Source organism: Wolbachia endosymbiont of Rhagoletis cingulata (assembly GCF_048537655.1).
GTDB lineage: Bacteria > Pseudomonadota > Alphaproteobacteria > Rickettsiales > Anaplasmataceae > Wolbachia > Wolbachia pipientis.
On the sequence record NZ_CP175927.1, the window covers coordinates 897,431 to 918,909 of the forward strand.

General features: G+C 34.3%; 9 protein-coding genes and 4 pseudogenes. 11 read left to right on the forward strand and 2 right to left on the reverse strand.

From position 1 onward, the window contains the following. Nucleotides 1–7: 7 nt before the first annotated feature. The 8 genes and pseudogenes from ACJZL3_RS04225 to ACJZL3_RS04260 all read left to right on the forward strand — a co-directional run. A pseudogene (locus tag ACJZL3_RS04225) lies at nt 8–448 on the forward strand (major capsid protein); the annotation flags it as partial. A gap of 353 nt (nt 449–801) precedes the next feature. Beyond that, complete coding sequence (locus ACJZL3_RS04230) at nt 802–924, forward strand: hypothetical protein (RefSeq protein WP_419198591.1); 123 nt, start codon at nt 802–804, stop codon at nt 922–924. Nucleotides 925–967: 43 nt separating this feature from the next. Further along, entirely contained in the window at nt 968–2,218 is a 1,251-nt protein-coding gene (ltrA, locus tag ACJZL3_RS04235; protein ID WP_419198617.1) for a group II intron reverse transcriptase/maturase, read from the forward strand. Nucleotides 2,219–2,367: 149 nt separating this feature from the next. After that, nucleotides 2,368–2,508: a hypothetical protein gene (locus ACJZL3_RS04240; RefSeq protein ID WP_353277769.1), complete on the forward strand. Its 141-nt coding sequence runs from the start codon at nt 2,368–2,370 to the stop codon at nt 2,506–2,508. Between the two features lie 9 nt (nt 2,509–2,517). Further along, nucleotides 2,518–2,637, forward strand: a complete 120-nt coding sequence (locus ACJZL3_RS04245; RefSeq protein WP_353285524.1) for an ankyrin repeat domain-containing protein — start codon at nt 2,518–2,520, stop codon at nt 2,635–2,637. A gap of 83 nt (nt 2,638–2,720) precedes the next feature. Further along, nucleotides 2,721–2,768 (forward strand): annotated as a pseudogene (locus ACJZL3_RS04250) (hypothetical protein); the annotation flags it as partial. A 12-nt stretch (nt 2,769–2,780) separates the two neighbouring features. Beyond that, nucleotides 2,781–2,957: a hypothetical protein gene (locus tag ACJZL3_RS04255; RefSeq protein WP_007552506.1), complete on the forward strand. Its 177-nt coding sequence runs from the start codon at nt 2,781–2,783 to the stop codon at nt 2,955–2,957. 50 nt (nt 2,958–3,007) lie between these two features. Beyond that, nucleotides 3,008–3,190, forward strand: a pseudogene (locus tag ACJZL3_RS04260) (hypothetical protein); the annotation flags it as partial. 444 nt (nt 3,191–3,634) lie between these two features. Here ACJZL3_RS04260 and ACJZL3_RS04265 read toward each other — a convergent pair. After that, nucleotides 3,635–4,603, reverse strand: a complete 969-nt coding sequence (locus tag ACJZL3_RS04265; RefSeq protein WP_419198618.1) for a hypothetical protein — start codon at nt 4,601–4,603, stop codon at nt 3,635–3,637. Between the two features lie 115 nt (nt 4,604–4,718). Between ACJZL3_RS04265 and ACJZL3_RS04270 the strand changes: the two are divergent. Next, nucleotides 4,719–5,551 (forward strand): annotated as a pseudogene (locus tag ACJZL3_RS04270) (IS5 family transposase). On the opposite strand, the gene ACJZL3_RS04275 reads toward ACJZL3_RS04270, so the two are convergent. Beyond that, nucleotides 5,526–5,879 (reverse strand): hypothetical protein, encoded by a 354-nt coding sequence (locus ACJZL3_RS04275; protein ID WP_419198619.1) that lies wholly within the window; start codon nt 5,877–5,879, stop codon nt 5,526–5,528. The pseudogene ACJZL3_RS04270 and the gene ACJZL3_RS04275 overlap by 26 nt on opposite strands. Nucleotides 5,880–7,163: 1,284 nt before the next feature. On the opposite strand from ACJZL3_RS04275, the gene ACJZL3_RS04280 reads away from it, so the two are divergent. Both ACJZL3_RS04280 and ACJZL3_RS04285 read left to right on the forward strand, forming a co-directional pair. Then, nucleotides 7,164–8,456 (forward strand): hypothetical protein, encoded by a 1,293-nt coding sequence (locus ACJZL3_RS04280; RefSeq protein ID WP_419198620.1) that lies wholly within the window; start codon nt 7,164–7,166, stop codon nt 8,454–8,456. Between the two features lie 28 nt (nt 8,457–8,484). Further along, nucleotides 8,485–21,345, forward strand: coding sequence for an ankyrin repeat domain-containing protein (locus ACJZL3_RS04285; RefSeq protein ID WP_419198621.1), 12,861 nt, complete (start codon nt 8,485–8,487; stop codon nt 21,343–21,345). The last annotated feature ends 134 nt before the right edge of the window (nt 21,346–21,479 follow it).

Genomic DNA, 21,479 nt, shown 5'->3' on the forward strand with positions numbered 1-21,479 from the left:
AAAAAGAATGCAAAATCCATTTACAAATACAGCATTTAGCATGACGGCACTAACAAATGCGATGAATATATTGCCGATAAATTATGGACGTGTTGAAAATTTAAATTTATTTCCAAGTAGGTCAGTAAGATTTAGACATATTACCATAGAAGAACATAACGGAGTTTTAAGTCTATTACCAACACAAGTTCCAGGAGCACCAGCAACAGTAGGAAAAAGAGGAAAAAGAAAGGTAAGAACATTTACGATTCCACATATTCCACATGATGATGTGGTGCTGCCAGAAGAAGTACAAGGAATAAGGGCATTTGGATCAGAAAGTGAACTTAAAGCGCTGGCAGATGTAATAACCGACCATTTACAGCTAATGAGAAACAAACATGCGATAACATTAGAACATTTGCGGATGGGAGCGCTCAAAGGAATAATTTTAGATGCTGATGGGTCAGGTGTGCCGTAGAAGCGATCAGTTGAAGCTGCACAATAGATGAGGGTAGGTCCCTCGGAGCCGGTTTACAAGAGCAGGCTTCAAACAGCCATAAGCTGCTTTGGTAAAGAGCCATGGTAGTGAGCGTTATGGAAAAGGCGCAATTATGCGTCATGTGTAAAATGGAGAGGCGAATGCAAATGAACCACTGATGAAGTGTCGAAACTTCATAGAAGATGTCAAAACCAGGTGTTCTAGCCTAACCTGGGATAAATCTATCGGAAACTTGTTTACTGGATAGATGGCGTCCGGCATATAGGTGGCGCGGATCCATTTTGGGCTATTGTGTAGAACTGCGGGAACCTGTCATTTCGATGATAAGGGAGAAATCCAAGAAGCTAAACTTCAAGGATGAGAGTACCGATGCGAAGAACAGGGGCGGATCAGCTCGTAGTAGTGAAGAAATTTCTGTAATGGAAATGGAGCGAAGGGGCTGAGTTATTCAGTTTTAATTATTTATCAACCGAAAGGGAGGAGTTAATGAGTAAAACAAAGTCTTTTGATATACCGAAGCAAGTTATTTGGAGAGCTTATAAACAAGTATCGAAAAATAAGGGTGCTGCTGGTGTAGATGAGGTTACGATAACAAAGTTTGAAGAAAATCTAAAAGATAATCTGTACAAGCTATGGAATCGAATGTCATCTGGAAGTTATTTTCCAGAGCCTGTAAAAGCTGTAGCAATACCAAAAGGTACAGAAGGGGGACAAAGAATTTTATGTGTCCCTTCAGTATCGGACAGGATAGCGCAGACAGCAGCTACAATGTATCTAGAACCGTTAGTAGACCCGAAGTTTCATGAAGATTCATATGGTTATAGACCAAACAAATCTGCACTGGATGCGGTAGGAACTGCGAGGAAAAGATGCTGGTGGTACGATTGGACGATAGATCTTGATATAGCAGGATTTTTCGACAATTTGGACCACGAGTTGGCATTGCGAGCTATCAAAAGGCACACAGACTGCAAATGGGTCATACTGTATGTTGAAAGATGGATGAAAGCGCCAATTCAGCAAGCAGATGGAAGTAAGGTAGTTAGGGATAAAGGAGTTCCGCAAGGAGGTTCAATAAGCCCGCTGATCTCAAACATATTTATGCATCATGTATTTGATGAGTGGATGAGACGAAAGTGCCCAACAATACCATTTGAGAGGTATGTAGATGATGCGATAGTGCACTGCAAGAGTAGTAGACAGGCGGAATTTATGAGGGTAGCAATTGAAGAAAGACTGGCTGAGTATAAGCTAAAATTACATCCTGCAAAGACACAAATTGTGTACTGCAAGGATGACAATAGGAAAAATGAATTTCCTAAACAAAGTTTTGATTTTCTGGGTTACACATTTAGACCCAGGTTAGCAAGAAATAAAATAGGAAAGCATTTTGTTTCATTTCTTCCCGCAATTAGCAACAAGGCCAAGAAAAATATTACTACAACCATAAGGTCCTGGAAAATACTACGAAATACACACAAAACATTAGAGGAAATATCAAAGACAGTAAATCCAATAGTCAGAGGCTGGTATCAGTACTATGGCAGGTTTTACAGGAAAGAGATATATAAACCTCTGAGAAACATAGAGCAGCACCTAGAAAAGTGGGTCAGAAGAAAGTATAAGAAGCTTCGAAATCATGGAAGACTAGCGAGGCAACTTCTAGGAAAAATGAGGAAAGAAGGGACAAATACTTTTTACCACTGGACACTAGCTTTAGGTCAAAAGACTGAATAATGGGAGCTGTGTGAGTCGCGAGGTTCATGCACAGTTCTGCGAGAGACTGGTGGGGAAGTTCCGCCGGTCTACTCTCCAAATGACTATATCTGAAGGTGTAATACAGGGTATAAGGCATAATGATAAGAACGCGATAGGGGGATGATTTTTTGGTCAAGATGGCTGTGCACCATCCAGCTAAGTTTGATAGCTTAGAAGTAACAAAATTTTTAGTAAATAATAAAGGTGTAGGGTTTAACACTAAAACTAATGACGAAAACAAGCCTATTCATATTGCAGCTGATTTTTGAAATATCGATATTGTAAAGTTTTCTCTTAATAAGGGAGTAGAAGTTGGTACAAAAGGTAAAAACAATTGGACTCCTTTGCATTATGCTACCAATAAAGGATATCTAGGGATTGTAAAGCTTCTAATATAAAAGCAACAACAAGAATCATTTATTAATTCTAAAACCACAGATCAGTCTACTATGCTGCCAAGGAAGGACATTTATCAGCTGTAGAGTTTCTCATAGAAAAAGGAGCAAGAATTGATATTAAAAATTCCAATAATAGATCACCATTGGAACTTGCAAATGATGGAGGACATGAAGAAGTTGAAAGTTTACTAAGAAATGAATTACTTCTTGATGCTGTCAAGAGAAAAGACCGCAGTGGAGTAGAAGCTCAACTTGATAAAGGGGCTAATGTTAATTATGTACGTCGAGAAGATGGCTGTGCACCATGCTGTCAGTTATAACCATGAAAATCTTGAGTTTGTGAAGTTCTTAATAGGGAAAGAAAAGGTGAAATTATTTAGCACCAAAGATTAAAGAAGATATAGTAAATGGGAGGCAGCCAAGAAATTTGAAATTAGTTGATTTGAGAGAAATACCGGTGTTGTGGAGTGAGCAATTAGAGAAATTTTATGGTCTTAATTTACAAAAGCAACAGGAGATAGATGTGCTAGAAATTGAGGAAAATCAGTGTTAAAAGCTTAATTGTATAATGAAAATAGTGATAATCTTAACTTACATGTGAAACGACCTCAGAGTTTCAAAATTATTGCGTAACAGCCTAATGTTTCTGATAGCCCTTCTTCCGTTGAATCATGTAGTTGGTTTGATAAAGGAAATTCTGTAGATATCATAAAAGTCAATTCAATCAAACACAAAATTCGAGAAAGTAGAAAGTGTGGAGCAGTCAGTCTTTTTTGAATCAAACACAAAAGGCTATATCTATAAAAGAATAAATACCAAGAAAGGAAAATAATTTCTTTAGAAGAACCTCTAAATTATTAACTCAACACTTATTCCCCTACTATTTCTCCTCACCTTGAGCGTATGGTTTATACCTCAAAAAATCTTGCTTTGAAGATACATCAATTTTTTTACCCTCCAAGATCTTTCTTTTGTTTAATAATTTTAGTTGACTTTATTAACACACTGCTATTTCTTTCGAAGCCCCCATCTTTTGCAGTTGGTCTAAACTATTGATTGGCCTCATAAGAGTAGATGGAATACCTGATTCTTTCACTACAAAATCTGATTGTTTAATAGTTTCAGCTAACTCTATAAGTATTTGACCGTTTCTTTCAAAACCTTTATCTTTTATAGCTTGTAGAACACTTTTCCCTCCTAAAAGGCAGCTTTCCCCTAAACTTGATTGATCTTTTAATTTGTCAAACTTCTCCTGGTTCTCTTCATCAAGATTTACTTTTATTATATTACTACCTTCATCACTAGGACATAGATGAATACTAATCTTGCCTACTTCAGTGATAAAGGACATTTCAATGCCACCTCCTAAGACATCTGTATAATTTCTTTTTCTTCCTATGCTTTCAACTCTTATTATACTTTCCCCGATCTGTAAGATGCTACTTTCTATACTGAAATTTTCATTCACCTTACTATTCATAACCTTTGTAACTTCAACGATACTATTTTGTGGCCATCTGAAAAAAACAAGATTGTTATCTACTTCTACTTTCAGATCATCATCTTGAACTTGTTCATTCTTATTTATTAAACCTTCATATGCGATACTTTTCAGTTTGTCCTTAATTTTTTTACACTCTGTAAAAATAGGCTCATCACTTCCCCACATAATTTCATCTATCATTCTATCATTGTAAAAATCAGACTCTATTTTTGCACCTGCTGATAGTAGCTTATTGACAATATTGAATAAAGGTTCTAAAGCTTCTTCCCACTCATCTATTGCCTCTTCTCTATCATTTTTATACCGTGATCTAGTAGTAGGCGTTATACGCATAACACTACTGGCATTAGCAATATCAATTATTTTTTTGAATACAAAATTTGACACAGTGCATTCATATTGATCACAGCGTAAATTTAGCTTTATTTTTCTTTTCAAATATTCATCTATTAAACGTTCCATCTTTTCTAGAGTTACCTTTGCAGAATTTTCGTATCTATTTTCATGAAACCGTTTCAGAGGTTGTCCGGAAACAAGTAAAAGGCTATAATATCTGAAATTTTAGTACGGGGTAAAGATGAGAAAAAAGTATCCAACAGATCTAAGCGAAAGGGAATGGGCAAGAATAGAAAAACACTTCAGAGTATCATACAAGAAAGGAGGAAGGCCGCCAAAGTATAGCAAAAGAGAAATATTAGAAGCAATTTTCTATGTATTGCGTACAGGGTGTCAATGGCGGTATTTACCAAATGATTTTCCGCTATGGAAGACTGTGTATGAGCAGTTCAGGCAATGGAAGAAGCAGGGAATTTTTGAGAAAATGAATTATGAAATTACAAAATATAGTAGAAGAAAAATAGGAAGGAATGAGCAGCCGAGTGCCTGTATAGTAGATAGTCAATCTGTAAAGACTACAGAAAAGGGGGGATCAAAGGCTATGATGGAAGTAAAAAAGTAAAGGGTAGAAAAAGGCATATAATTACAGACACTCAGGGTTTTATACTAGGTTGTTACGTAGGCGCTGCTAACGAAAATGATAGAGATGGTATTAAAATAGCATTAAACAATATGAGAACAAAATATACTAAAGTTAAAAAAATGTGGGCTGACATGGGATACCAAGGAAGAAATTTAAAGAATCACATAAAGGAAGAATATGACATAGATATTGAAATTGTTAAAAGGCCTCCATGTAGATTTTGGGTGCACAAAGATACGCCACCTGAGCTACTACCAACAAGAGAACAAGGGTTTAAAGTACAGCCAAGAAGATGGGTTGTAGAAAGGACTTTTGCTTGGGTTAATAGGAATAGAAGGCTATCGAAGGAGTATGATTTACTCACAACATCCACTGAGAATTTCATATACCTAGCTATGAGTAGGGTTATGTTAAAGAGGGAATATGCTTGAATTTACTAGTTTCCGGACAACCTCTCATTATACTTTCCATCTTTTCATGAAATTCATCAATCGAAACTTTTTCGCTCTCAGTTAACAGATTTGCTAAATTCATCAAAATTGAGTTTTCTGGAATAAAAGAACTTTCAACAACAGTATTTTTGTCTTCAATAACGGACTCATGCCAGTCATCATCACTTTGTTCTTGACTTAACGATGATGCATTACCTTCAATGGTGTACTGACCAAAACGTTCTGTATGCTGTTCTTCATCAGCTAACTGACCAAATGGCTTTTTTTTATAAACTTGCTTAGTATCTAAAATATATTCTAACACCATATTCCCTCAATCTATAAATACATTATGTACAATAACTAGCATGAATAAAGGCTGATGCAAGCATAATTTTTCTAATACAAATTTCCGTTAGTTATGAAACACATGAAAAAGAGCTGTTTTTGCCTATAATTGCGAAGTTAAATAAATTTATCATTTGTGTTCCCCATAACGAATGTTGGTATAAATATGGATTTCTTTGTGTGCAGGATATGGAACTTAAAGTTTCACTAAGAGATAAAGTAGAGTACAAAAGCCAACACATTACAAGCAAATGGTTGCCTATTAAAGATGATGATAGATTTTATCATTCCAGTAGACTCACCCATACTTACCCCTCTAAACATAAATAATACATTATATGCAATATATAACATTAAATCAATAACCATAATCTTTTTACTACTTATATTTTTGTTAAGTTTTTATGGTGAGTAACAATGGAGTATGTAGATAGGTTAAAAGTTGCTTATGACTCCAAATTTGAGCTAATTTTACTATAAATTAACATGGTTAAGACCTATATTTGATATCACTACTATAAGAGCATGATGGATTATGCTTTAAAGGAGTACGGAAACTGCTGAAGTTTTTTTACAACAAACTTGTAAGGAGCAACTTCAGCAAAATGAATAAACACATGCCAATATTAATAGAGAATTATTTATAAGTCAACTAACTTTTTCAAAAAATATTTTAGTGAAGATACCATGCTAGCTAGTGTTATAAAGAATTGAATTATTTACTCCTTCAAAAAAGATCGTATATTTTTGAGAACAAGTTGCGTAAAAATAAGGTTATAAAAATAGAAGATTTAAATTATTTCCATAAGCTTAGGCAAAACAGTTCGTATGTAGATATGGATGAAGTAGGCTAATATAGCTGATTTTAGCGTATGGTAGAATCACCATATAAAAAAGTTCGTATGGTACACATGGTAGACCAACCGATTCCAAGAAAAACACTTCTCACTGCCCTTGGTTTTGGTTGCCGGAAGTGATCATATTATTTAAGTTATTAATGACATATATTGTTAAATTAATACCAGTTTATTTTAGAATAATAATTAAGGTAGACTTATAAAAAACAGAATTTAAAAGTGAACAAAAGACCTTATATAAGCCTATTAAGAGCCTTTTACTAAAAACCACTTTAGGTTAGAAAATTTTTCTAAAATAGTAATTGACAAGTTTTAAAGGTGGGATAATATACCCAAAATATATTGGACTTATTCATTATGGTACGTGAAGAGTACAACATTCTTTCATTGTTCAAAAGGAGGTAATTATGGACCGTCGGGATATTTCAGAAGTTTTGTTTTCGTCTATTAAGGAAGATGATCCTCATAGGGCATCTAAGCTCCTTCAGATTGAGCGTTGGTGCTATGCACATTGGATGATACATGAGGGGTATGGTGAAATAAGAAATAATTTTCTTGCACGAGTGTTATCTAGTAAAGATTGCTGGGAAGAAGTCAATAATTTGCATGGAGTGAAGCTTAATAGACAAGTGGTAGGCAGAAAATTAATTGCACCCAGTTCAGATAGTAATCCAAATCCTTTTGGTACTGTTAGATACCAAATTGCATGTGAGTGTTGTTTGGAGGATGAAATACGAGCTATATTTGAGGAAAGAAAAGAGAAATTGTCTGCTAAAGGTGGTGGCAGTTTGCTTGAGTATCGCCGCTTAGTTAAGTGCTATGGAGAAGGTCCTTTAGCTCAATTTTGGTCACATTTCATTAGTGGGTATCTTGATAAACTGGATTTGAGGGACCGTCATCCATATGAGTATGGGCTTGATTGTGCAGTAGATTGGCAAAGAGTAGAAGCAGTGGAATTCTTTTGGAATAAGATAAAATCTTTGCCTGAAGATGAAATAAGTGTTCAAAAGAAGGATGAGATCTTGATGAAAAATGCAGCTTATACGGCAGGATCTAGTTTTCGCATTTATCCTGATATATTTGAGTTTTTTCTGAGTCAGGTAAGTCCTAATAGATATCCAGAGCTTTTAAGAAGAGATTTAGAGAAAAATCGTCATTATGGATCTTTGAATAAAATGAAAGACATGCCCAATTTTGGTAAATTTCAGGAATTGTTTGATTGTTTAAAATCAAGTGAAATTTCAGAAGATGATTACTCTCTTTGGTTGAAATTCATGATAAAGGACTGTCCAGAGCATTATTTAGGTGCTGGTGTGGAAGTTTTTATGCATATGTGGAAAAAAGAAGGATTTGATAATCATCGTACTTTCACATTGGACGAGGAAATGATGGAAGATTCTTCTTTTCAAGGAAAATTTTCAGTGCATTTGGTTGAAAAAGGTTTTATGGAGCCAGTATGGGCAATGTTAGATAAGGCTAGTTCTAGACAAATCAAGGAGTTCATGTCTTCCGAAAAAGCAAATGATATACGTTCTATATTAGAGCAAAGAGATAATGAATCATTAAGTAAGTTTTTAGCCTATGGTAAGTCTGCTGATAAAGGGCTTGATAAAAAGAACAAACCTGGTCCAAGTGGTGATTTAGTTGAAGTAGAAGTTAGAAAAACGTATGGTAAGTCCAATGTAAGACTAGGCAAGTAAAAAACATTATATATTGTTGGAGGATTTTGTGCCAAATCAAGAGAAACCACAAGGTTTTGAATTAATAGAGTTGTTGATTCGAGAAGTAGGTTCAAATGCAGGAGCTAGCCCAAGTACTTCAACTCAACAAGGAAGTGATTTTGAATCTTTCAAAGCAAGGTTTCAGTCATATATCGATCAAATTCCATCATATTTACATTCAGTAGGTAAAGAAGGGTTTTTTCCGCATTTCTTTTTAGGAAGCTTTTCTACTTTGATAGATACAGAGATTGCGAAAAAGCTAGATATTGAAAAAATATATTTTAGTTTTGATGGTTCGAAAACTCTGAAAGTGGCTGTTATAAGAAAAGGTGGTATTACAAATCAGAAAAGCGCGATTGAGAAGGTAAATCTTTTTGTGATTTCAGAGTTTGGTAAGAATGATAGTAAGAGTAAAAAATTTACCTATGGTGAGCTAGAAGAGATACTGGGTCAATCAAATTTACCTGCACAGAATGAACATGTGAGAAGTGCTAAAGATGATCTTAAAGTTAAATTAGTAAAAATTGTTAAAGCCACAGGGGAAATATCTGTTGAAGTAAAAGATGACAAGTTGGATAAGAATACTTCTGCAACACATGAGTTTAAGGAAATAAAAAAGGGGTTATGGAATAATCCAGAAAGTGATATAGCTAAGCTGACTAATCCTGATGTGGAAAAAGTGAAAAAGCCTGTTGAAAATATTCTAAAAAAAGTTAGTAAAATTCACTCTGAATATAAGAATTCACTTACCTGTGCTCAAGAAACAAGAGAAGCAGCACATCATGGGTTTATAGCAGGAGCTCTTGTGAATTTCCGCTATAGACACAATCTTAGGGTTTACTTAGAGCAATTTGCAGGAAGAGGTTACGCTGATATTGTTCTAGTGCCTCGTGGTAAGGATAGGTCATTGAATGCCGTTCCTATTATTATAGAGATGAAGGCTGCTACTAAAGCAGAGTTAAAAGAAGGTAAAATAGGAGAAAAGAGTAGAACTACACCAACTGCTGCTTTAAAGCAAGCTGAGGATTATACAAAAGATTTTCAACCGAATGTAATGAGAGTTTTAACTACTGCAAATGATATTCTGTGTGTTGGTGTAAATCTTGACCATCCATCTCCTATTTCAGATATTTTGGATAAGTCACGCAATCAAAAAATAATTCCTCTTTTTAACCAAATATTGATATCTATTGATGGACGAAATAATGGTGAGATTACACAAGAACAATTAGAAACACGAATTCAAGAAAATATAGAGCGTATCTATCATACATTTCCTGGTACGGGAGAGAAGGGAGATAATCATTATTTCAGTAGGTTTTTATTAGGCCAATCATTACTGTTAAACGAAGTTAAAGCTTTGGAAAGCGATTTCGAAAAGCATGTTTTTATTTATGGTGAAAATATACCTACCGAAACTCGTTCTGAAGGTAGTGGAAGGGGTGTTCCTCAACGTCAAGCAGCTAAGGAAGCCGGTAAAAAATTAGCTGAGTCGAACAAGCTTGATGAAAGCCATGCAGTTGTAACAATGGTATTTGTTCCGGAAAATGATGAGAGATTAGTTTATGTAATGAATATTGTTGAATCAGATGGAAGAGCTGAAATATTAAAAAAAGGCATTCCTCTTAATAAACTTGAACAAAAGATAGGAAATAGAAAGGTAGTAGAATTAAATCTTAATTTTAATATAAAAGAACAAAAATCAGATTTTAAAAAATATTTTAGTGTTGAAGTTAATGAGCCTATTTCTCTAGGAGAGTATAATGGTAAAAAATCTGATAAGTTTAAAGGTGATTTTAAGAATGTTCCTTACCCTAAGGATTTTAAGAAAACATTTGATGAAGTACTAGTATCTCAGCTTGCTTCTTTACAAGATCAATCTTCATCAATAGGTAAGTACAAGAAGTTATTTGGCAAAGTAGGCGAGGCAATATTACCTTTTAAAGATTTAATAAAAAAAGAAGCACATACTCAAGCTGTGTTTCATGGAGCATTTAGCCACTATAGTGATATAAATCTAGGAGGATCACAAGAAAACAGGGCGTTAGTATTAACAGAGTTTCAAACTGGAAGGGGAAAACGTATTGATATGCTAGTTCATGGTATTAAGTTCGCAGGTGATGATAGCAATGCTAAGGAATATACTCCTGTAGGGTTAGAGCTTAAAGGACCAAGGGAAGGCAAGACAGCTGATGCGTTAAAAGATGAGGCAAATAGACAAATCGCTGATGAGTATACGAAGGGTGTTACTTATAAAACGCTTACAGATGGGAATGAAGTGGATTTTATGGGTGTTGTATTCGATAAAGGAGCAAATAGTGCAAATTCTCTTATTCTGGGAAGCAAAGATGAGTTCACTCCTGTTATAGTAGTGCACAGTTCTGTACATGTGATTCCTACTGATCAAGTAGCACAATCTATTGATATATCTAAGGGAGAACATTTAAGAGGAGGACAAGAAGTAATCCAGAAGTTGAAAAATCTTGGTATACAAGAGGAGAATCTACGTACATTAGAATCTGCAACAGCAGAACAAGATTATCATTATTGGCTGCAGCAACATGATATAGCTGATATTGCAAGAATAAAATATGGTTATGGAATTGATGGAGCTGATACATTGTTTGAAATAGCGGGATCACCAGAACATGTAGTTAATCAATTGCAACAGTTTCAGAATAGCGTAACAACAAGAGGTGAAAGAAGGCCATTAACTTTAATTGTTAATTTAGATAATAATCACTGGGTTACGTTAGTCATCGCCCACCAAAATGGGCAGTATAATGGATACTATGTAGACTCGTTGGGTAATAATGTTCCAGATAATATTCGTCAAGTTTTACAACAGGCTCAAATTACCATTAATGATGTTTCTGTTACTCAACAAAGAGATGGTTATAATTGCGGCTTATGGGCGTTAGAAAACGCTAGAGATATTAATACTGTGTTGCAAGGAAATAGATTAAGTAATATTCCTGATGAAATACGTAACCATCTGCGAATTCAAAGAAGAGAAAATCATTTTATACGTATGAGAGAAGGTATTTCAAACACATTAAGTATAGATCCACAACGTATAGCTAACTTAGAGGCTGTACTTGCTGAAACACAACAACCAAAATTTGACCCAAATAATTGCATAGGAGGAGGTAGAAGTAGAAGAAGTATTAATCCTTGTTTATTTTCAAAGGGTGATGTAGAAAAGTTTAGTAAGGGAAAGGTAGATGAAAATAATATAGATGAGATTATAGTTGATAGTGAAAAGTTCCTAACTTATGTTAAAAGTAGTCAAAATGAAGGGAAAAATGCTCAGCTAATAGAGTTCGTTGGAGATAAAAATATCGAAGGTAATCATAAGTACTTATTTGATAAGATAGTTAAAGACCAAGGGTACGGACGTTATATTGAAAATGAACGTATTAAGAATTCGCACGGTGACATTTCACAGCAGGCCAGCAGTGCAACAAAAGGCTCAAAATTAAAAGGCAGGTTAATGAATGCTGCAGGTGGGATACAATTAATAAGAGGAATCCATGGTGCCATTGTGTCTTGTAAGGATGGAACAGCCACAGATTGTGGATTGAATCTAGGCGGAATAGGATGGTCTTTTGCATCTCAACCAATTGAGAATGTAATGGTTAAAATTACTCCAAGAGTTGTAACATCAGCTGAAAAGGTTGTAGGAAAAGTTATACCAGGTGCTTTAGGTAAACAGACAAAATTTGCTATTCGAGTTGCAGGAGTAAAATTTGGAAGTACAATAGCGAAAGGTACAGCAGGAGCTATAGCTGGTGTTTTTGATATTGTTGAGATAGGTATGTCAGCAAGTAATCTTGTTGATTGTAAAAAAAGAGAGAATAGTGATAATCCATGTGGGGAGAAAGAAATAAGAGATAATATAGCATCTATATCTTTTTCCACTATGTCGTTTGTGTCTGGTGTTGCTCTTACAGCACTTGGCATGCCTGGAATCGGCATTGCAGTTGGAGTTGCATTGATGGTAGCTTCTGGGGTTTATAGTGGTGTTAGCAATATCGTGGAGTACGAGAAAAAGTATGATACAACCCATGATGAAAATTGGCGTATTTTTTGGCATATATTTGCTTTTCAACCTATACCACAAGATGTACAACATCTTGCAGCTAGAAAGGAAATGGTTAATAGTCTAGCTAAAGGAGTTTGGCACACTTTAAATAATGATCCTAGTAATGTTGTTGCTTATGGTATTGGCCTTGGAAAAATAAACGGTAATACTCCTCGTCCAGATTATGCAACGATTATGATGAATGGGAAAAATGCCAATACAAGAAATCTTTCGCGTGTTATACCTGATTATATTGAAGGTGCTAGCATGATTTGTTTGCCACACAGTACTAGTCAAGATTACGAAAAGGGTATTAAAAGCTCAGTTCCATCGGCTAAGTACTATTGTGATAATGCAATGGTTATTAGCCATGATAAGAGAGTAAATATGATGCAAAAGGACAAAACAATTATTTATGATTTAAGCAATGTGGACAGAGGTACCATCGTTGGAAGTAACGAGTGGAACAATAATTTTTTAATTGGCTCAGGTACAGCAAACATAACTGGTGGTAGTAATAAGGTAGTAAATAGGTTTGTTGTAAATAACGTTGACTTCTCAGGTAAAATTATTGGTGGAAGTAACTCTGTTAATATACTTGATTTGAGCCAATTGAAAGATACAGTTATAGGAGTGAATGTTAACTATCGTTTTAAGCCTAGTGCCTCTGGGTCATTAAAGGCAAGAGTAAATGGTCGTTGGCTAATCAATGATCAAATTGATAATAATGGCATTTTTAATTACTACTATGTTGGAAGAAAGAACAAGGTGGATGAGATTTCGTGCATGGGTTACTCTGAACACTTTACAGGAATTGATGATCGTGACGTTATCATAGATAGTAGTGGTGGTTATAATAAAAATGAGAAAGATGTAGTTGAAAATTGTAAAAAAGTAATTATTTCGCCGTATACTACAGTTAAGGGTGGAAAGAGCAATTATACTTTTTACGTAAAAGCTGCAGAATACAAAGGTAAGGGTTTATATTCAGAAATTGATGTAGATGGAACAGGAACTGTAATTTTTCCGGAAATTGATTTATTAGGTGATTGTGATCAAATAGCTTACTCTACAAATAGTAATACTTTATCTTTAAAAATAAATTTTGGTCAAAACAATCAATTTACTCTTGATGTAAAAAATTATGTCGAGCAAAGCAGTAATAAACCTCACTTTGCACTAATAGACAAAAATGGTAGTAATATTGTTCCTAAGATTGAAAGATCAGACTCATCAACTATAAAAATTACTTCATTTGAATTACATTCAGAACATTCCTTAGATAATTTTGACGATGTTGCAAGTCATTATAAGAAAATTCTAAACAATAACAAGGATTACAAAGTCTTTAGTGTTATCAGAGATAGAGTACAGAATCAGGGTAATAGTGCAGTTCCACATATGGTTTTTGGTTCTCTGGAAAATGATGTAATAAACTTCGATCAAGGAACTATGTTTGCTAGGGGAGGAGGAGGAAGTGATGTGTATTTTATTAGCAATGATATAAATAGTAGAGAAGTTAAAATTGATAATAACTCAAGTGATAAAAAACTAGATACACTATTTATGTCGGCAGTTGAGAAAGATTTTTCAATCCAGCAATGTGATCTGTATTTAAAATATAATAATAGTAGCATTCGAGTGAAAAACTACTTTCAAGATCCTAATTATAGGCATCTTATAATTATGAACAAAAAAGGAGAAACTTTTATCCCCAATATACAATCAATGCTTTGTTCTCCCTCTTCTTCGGGAAAGGGTAAATTAGTTCCTTTTTTACAGGCTACACAAACTCAGAATATGTTTTTGTTACCTAAAGATTTTCAAGGTGATCATGTAGTAATAGATTCCCGTCTTGAAGATATTGAAAAATATAAAGATAAAGATGACCTCTTATTAATAAGAGAAAGGAGAGAAAATGAAATTCCTTTTATTATTAGAATAGAAGGGTTTTATACTAACCGAAATAAATGGAAAAATATTTCTTATTCTTTATGGAATAATAATGACCTTTTCCTATCTTCTGGCTTATTAGAAAATGTTGATAATGTAGTGGAGTATAAGGATAAACTTAGAGGTGATTATGAAAGAATTGTAAAAGAATATATTGAAGACTTTAGTGATTCTACTAGTATCATTCAGCACAATCAAAAATTAGAAAAAAATATCTCTACTTCTGTGGAACAAGATGAGGAACAAATAGGAGTAATGGTACTAAAAAATATTACTCCGGATCAGGTTGAAGTTTCTAGTAGTGGTACAGATTTGATATTTCGTGATAAGAAGTCTAATCATACGATCAACATAAACAATTGGAATAATTCTGAATCTTATAGAATTTCCACATTGGAATTCGATCTGGGTTTAGAACCAATAACAATCCGTAAGTTAGATAGGTTTAGTTTGCCTGAGGTAAGAAAAATACAAGCTTTAATTGATAAAGCTTCAGAAAATTATCAAAATAGAAGTAAATATACCCCTAAGGTAGAAAATGACTTTAAATGTTTAATATCAGTTGACGATTTTGAAAGAGAAAATAGAGACCCAGCACATCAATGTCTTGGTTTTCCTTCACTGCAAGACCGGGTTAGCTTTACAGAAAATTCCTGTAGTTTAGAGCAAATTGAGGAACTCAAAAATATGACGTCAAATAGTAATCAGATTTTAACATTGCTTGAAAAGTTAGAAAACAACCTTTTGCTGAATGGTTATGATTCAAACATAATAGATCAGTGCAATAAGTGGATGATAACTTCAGGATTGGGGGTATTAAAACCATTGGTAAGCACGGCAATTTATGAAGGTAAATGGGATGAAGTTAAAACTCTTCTTGATAAAACTGCTAAAAAAAGTAATGTTGATATTGAACATAAAAATCAGTGTTCGCAGAAATGGACGCCTTTGCATTATGCTATTTACAACGGTAATGTGAAATTAAGTGAAAGTCTATTTAAGTCATTTTTAGAGAAGAAAGGTGACATTAATGCCTTAACTAGTTGCAACGATGATAATTGGGCACTTTTACACTATGCTGTTCATTACAGCAACTTTGATATGGTTAGTTTTCTTATAGATAAAGGTGCTAATATTGAAATTAGAAGTAAGGAGGGTAAGACGCCCCTGCATTTGGCTGTTGAAGAAGCCAAGCAAAACATAATTAATCTTCTTCTTGATAGAGGTGCTGATATCGAGGCTAAAAACAACGATGGTAGAACACCTCTGTACTTAGCTGCTTACAATAATGACTCAGATATAATCAAGCTTCTTTATAACAGGATCAAGGCTAAAAGTAATGATGCATTTAAAATGATAAAACAGGTTGAATTTTTAAAGAAGGAAGTTGTTAACCAAGCAAATATTCCATCTAATGCAAAAAGATCGGTAGAGTCTTGTATAAGTAGTTTAAGAGATTCAATAAAAAATGCAGCCAAAAAGGTGCTAAAGGACGGTATGCTAAACGATCTTAATGCTTCAACCATTAAACTTGTGGATGGAGTGTATAATTTTGATAAAAAGTTATTTGGTGAGGCAATTAAGGAAGCTGTAAATGACGTATACTGGCAAGTAGGTGTAGAAAAAGTATTAAGGTTTATACGCAGTCACCATTATATTGGTCAGTTTATTCCAGGTTACATAGCTGTGTTTGACAAAATACCAAAGAATGATGGTGCAATGTTTAAATTAGCTTGCTCTATTAGAGAAACCATGAAAATGCCTAGGGTCAATTCAGAAGAGAAATCTGATCTTGAAAAGCTAAAAAACAAATTACCAGAATCAGTCAGAAATGCAGTATTTTCATCAGCGGTATGTATTAAAAATGTTAAGTATGGAAGGTACTTATATTCACCTAATAGTGCTGGTAATTTCCAATTTGACGATGAAAGGCGTTATGTGTTTACCTGGTCTTCAAAGGTGGGAGACGATGGTAAGTGGAAAGTTGAGCTTAATGGCGATAATGTGTATCTACGGAATGTTAAGTATGGAAGGTACTTATATTCACCTAATAGTGCTGGTAATTTCCAATTTGACGATGAAAGGCGTTATGTGTTTACCTGGTCTTCAAAAGTGGGAGACGATGGTAAGTGGAAAGTTGAGCTTAATGGCGATAATGTGTATCTACGGAATGTTAAGCATGGAAGGTACTTATATTCACCTAATAGTGCTGGTAATTTCCAATTTGACAGTGACAGGCGGTATGTATTTACCTGGCCTTCAAATGGAGGGAGTGGTCAATTTAAGTGGAAGTTTGAAAATTGTGGATCTACTCGCAATAGGCGTAGTATACAAGAGTCAAGTGGTTATAATCAAACTGTAGTAGACTATAAGTCGGTATTGGCTGAAGAAGATAGTCAACAAATAGCAAATAGAATATCTGCTATAGTTGAAGATGTTGAAAGGCAAACCTTTTTAAATCAGTCAAAAAATAAGTTAGATTTAGATAGTTATTTAAATAATAGAGGGAGAAGCAATGCTGCAGATTCTATGAGGAGAGATGCGTGTAGTGAACTCAATGCAAATGGAAGAAGAAATATTGTTCTAAGCGGAAACGATGTATGTGCAATTACTTCAGGTCATGAAACGCTTGATATTGAAAACTTCCCTATTCAAGAAGTAGTGATTAATGATGATGCTGATGGGAAGAAAAGTTTAAGAAGTACATTAGACCTACATCATTTGGTGCAGCAGATAAATAGGGATTTGAGTATAAAACCGATACCAACAGTTATTAAAGGCAAAAGTGATTTATTAATTAAGTTATCTATATCAGCTACTGGCTTACAGCAAGATGTAATAACAGTCAGGCTGAAAGATGCACTTGTAAATAAGTGGTATAAAAAATTACAAATTATTTTTGATAATGCACCGATGGAAATCGATGATAGTTTAGGTTTAAAGTCTTCGTTCTTTATTTCTGATGAAAAAATTATTGTAGTAGCACCTCAAGACATAGAAGAAAAGAATAAATTAGTAATATCTAAAAAAGCAGGGCAGTATACCTATCTTCATGATAAGTACGACTTGATAGTTACCAATGCCTTTAATGCTGGTGTAGAAGCAAGCGAGTTATGTATTATACGGTTTAAGGATTTCTATAAAGAATCTAAAATGAAAACATTAACTATAAAATTTACTGACAAAGAGATATTATTAAGTAACGAAATAGATAAAATAAATAATTCAGATAGTATTGATAAATTAAATAATGTGAGTTCTATTGTTAATTCACAAGAGAGTTCTACACATTTAGAGGTTCCAAGCAGTGGAGACATAAATGCTCAAGGTAAATTTGACAGAACACTGTTGCATCTTGCTTCCGAGGCGGGTGAATTTGATAAGGTCAAACTTCTTCTTGATAGAGATGCTAATATTGAAGTTCAAGATAAATTTGGGTGGACACCAATATTTCTTGCTAATCAGTCAGGTAAATGGAGTATAGTGGAACTTCTTCTTGATAGAGGTGCTAATATTGATGCTCAAGATGAGAAAGGTCAAACACTTTTACACTTTGCTGCGTCAGGGAATAATTTAGATATGGTTCAATTCCTTCTTGACAGAGGCGCTAATATTGAAATTCAAGACAAGCTTGCTTGGACACCAATACTTTATGCTGCTCAGTCAGGTAAATGGAATGTGGTAAAATTTCTTGTTAGTAACGGTGCTAAATTTAATAATGAAATAACGATTCAAGGAACGCCTTTACATTTTGCTGTGCAAGAGGGTAATTTAGATATGGTCAGATTTCTTCTTGATGAAGGTGTTGACACTGAATCTCAAGACAAAGATAATAAAAAGCCTTTGCATCTTGCTGTTGATGCGAACAGGTTGAGTGTAGTCAAACTCCTTCTTGATAGAGGTGCTAGTGTCAACGTTACGGACATGAATAGCCAAACGCCTTTAGGTTTAGCTACTAAAGGAAATATGATAGAAATTTTGAAGAAGGCGGAGTTGGATCAAGGGTTATTAATTAATGCAAGGGGTGGTAATCTTGATAAAGTAAAAGATCTTATCGCTCAAGGTGCCAACTTAGAGACTAACGATAATACTGCTTTACATAATGCTTGTAGTAATGGTCACTTGAAGGTAGTAGAATATCTCATCGACAAGGGAGCTAGTTTAAAGGCTAAAAATAAAGATGGTAAAATACCTTTAGAGTTGGCTGAGCAAAAGGGTTACACAGATATAGTAGAAATTTTAAAACAAACACAATTAAATCTGGATAGAGAGTTATTGATTGCTGTAGAAAAAGAAGATCTTGGCAAAGTTAAAGACAATATCAGACGAGGTGCTAATATTAATGCTCAAAGTAGGCTGGGTTGGGCCTCTGTGTTCTGGGCAATTCAAAAGAATAATTTAAATATAGTTAAACTTCTCGTAAATAACGGTGCTGATATTAATGCCAAAGATAATGAAAGTTGGATGCCTCTTCATTGGGCTGTTCAATTGGGTTCATTAGATGTAGTTAAGTATCTTGTTGAGAGAGGTGCTAATATTAATGCTTTAACTGCTGACGGTAGAACATCTTTAGAATTAGCCGTTCAAAAGAATTGCGTAGATACAATAGAATTTTTGAAAAAAGCACAGTTGGATTTAGACAAAGAATTATTGACTGCAGTGCAAGATGGAGATCTCAATAAAGTTGAAGGCCTTGCAAATCGAGGTGCTAGCTTGGATACTAAAGATAATAATGATTGGACACTCTTACACTTTGCTGCTTCTAGCAACAAGTTCGACATAGTTAAGTTTCTTCTTGATAAGAACGCTAATATCAAAGCTAAAGATGTGTATGGCAATACACCTTTACATGTGGCTGCTCAGTATGATAGTAAGCTTGAAATAGTCGAATTTCTTTTAGATAAAAATGCTAGTGGCATTAATGATGTAAATAATAATGGTTCAACACCTTTGCATGTAGCTACACAAGGAAATAAACCAAGTACAGTCAAGCTTCTTCTTAATAGGGGTGCTCGTATTGAAGTTAAAGACAGCCGTAATAGGACACCTTTAGATTTAGCTAAGCAAGAAGGTTACACAAACATAGTACAAATGATAGAACAAAGACAATCAGATTTAGATGAAGAATTGTTGACTGCAGTACGAGATGGTAATCTCAATGAAGTTGAGGATCTTGTTAGTCAGAATGCTAATGTTAATACTACAGATATATACAGTTGGACACCACTACATTGGGCTACATTTAAAGATCATTTAGAAATTGCAAGGTTTTTGATAAAAAAAGGCGCTGATATTAATGCTGCAGATAAAGGCCCTTATGGTAAAAAGCCTATACATGTTGCTGCTGAGAATAATAGTAAAGATATCATAGAGTTTTTTCTTAGCAAGGGAGTAGGTATTAATGATACTGACAAGCAAGGTTACACACCACTGCACTATGCTGCATGGAGAGGGCGTTTAGAGGTTGCAAAATTCTTGATAGAAGAATATGCTAATTCAATATTTAAATACAATAATGGTAGCACTCTTCCATGTAATGCTCCTTTAAAGAATCATTTACATGTAATGAAATGTTCTATAGGTAATAGAAATATTTTAGAAATTAGAGATAATAGTGGTAGAGTTCCCCTGCACTGTGCTGCTTCCAACGGTAAGTTAGATATGGTAAAGTATTTTATAGATGAAGAGAAAGTTGATGTTAATATAAAAGATAATGGTTACTGGACACCACTACATTGGGCTTCTTGGGGTGGTCATCTAGATGTAGCAAAGTATCTTGTAGATAAAAGGGCTAATATTAATGCCAAAGATAAGAGCAGTAAAATACCGTTAAATGTTGCTATCGATCAAAAACATAATGATGTTGTAAAATATCTAGAACAAGCACAATTAGATTTGAATAAAGAATTGTTAATCGCAGCAAAAGGTGGTGATCTTAATAAAGTTATAGATCTGATAAGCAAGGGAGCTAATGTTAATGTTAAAGATAACAATGATGATACCCCTCTGCACCTTGCTGTTGGTTATTTAGATGTAGTAAAATACCTTATAAGTAAGGGAGCCAACATTAATGCTAAGTGCAAGGCTGGTAAAACAACGCTAGATATTGCTAGAGATAGAGGACATAATAATGTTATCAATTATTTAGAGAAAGAGCTTAATCAAGAAAGAGGAAGCCCTGCGCAACGCAAACTCCGTCGTCTTGCCGTGGATTTAAGTGATCAACCTGAGATAGCAGCAAGTAGTGGCATAAGACCATCTTCATGGATGGGTAGTTGTATTTCTTGGGCAAAAAACTTAGCAGCTAGCACTTTTTCTATAATTCCTGGATTACCTACTCAATACAACATTGCAGATAAGAATAATGTAAAAAGTGATAATAAAAACATACCAAAAAGTACATCATCTGTTGGTTGGAATAATTTCCTAAATAATGAAAATATTGCTCTTGCGAATTGTGTTGCCGATGCGTTAGATAATACTCCAAGTAGACGCTATCAAAATTTAATAAGTAAAGGAATAGAAGTTATACCAAGTAGAACAGTTGCAGTTGAGTTTGCTCTTAGGAAATTTGATTCATTTGTAGAAGGTAAAATAAGAAACCTAGACTCAAAAGAACAAGCTAGAATACGTGTTGAACTTAAAGGTGCGTATCCAGAAATAATAGCAAGTCTTGAAAGAGGAGTTGAATTTAGTGGTAATGTTGGGTTAGATAATGTTTTAGAAAAGTGCAAGAAGTGCTTTTGTACAAATGTTCTACCAAAGGATAAAGTATCAACTTGTCTTTCTGAGATAGGAGTAACCAAGCTTGGAGGTAATCTCAATAGGTAGGTTATAATATAAGAGGTGGAGCTATAATATGCCAAGTAGTGGAAAATTTAAAGTGAGGGTAGCCAAAATAATTAGGGAAACAACCAGTAGCAAGTTTGATAGTCTTAATACTAAAATGGATGAAGTAGACATTA

Bases quoted from the DNA above. Each gene is read 5' to 3' on its own strand.
- ACJZL3_RS04265 (WP_419198618.1), bottom strand. From the start codon at position 4,603: ATGGAACGTTTAATAGATGAATATTTGAAAAGAAAAATAAAGCTAAAT.
- ACJZL3_RS04275 (WP_419198619.1), bottom strand. From the start codon at position 5,879: ATGGTGTTAGAATATATTTTAGATACTAAGCAAGTTTATAAAAAAAAG.
- ltrA (WP_419198617.1), top strand. From the start codon at position 968: ATGAGTAAAACAAAGTCTTTTGATATACCGAAGCAAGTTATTTGGAGA.
- ACJZL3_RS04230 (WP_419198591.1), top strand. From the start codon at position 802: ATGATAAGGGAGAAATCCAAGAAGCTAAACTTCAAGGATGAGAGTACC.
- ACJZL3_RS04280 (WP_419198620.1), top strand. From the start codon at position 7,164: ATGGACCGTCGGGATATTTCAGAAGTTTTGTTTTCGTCTATTAAGGAA.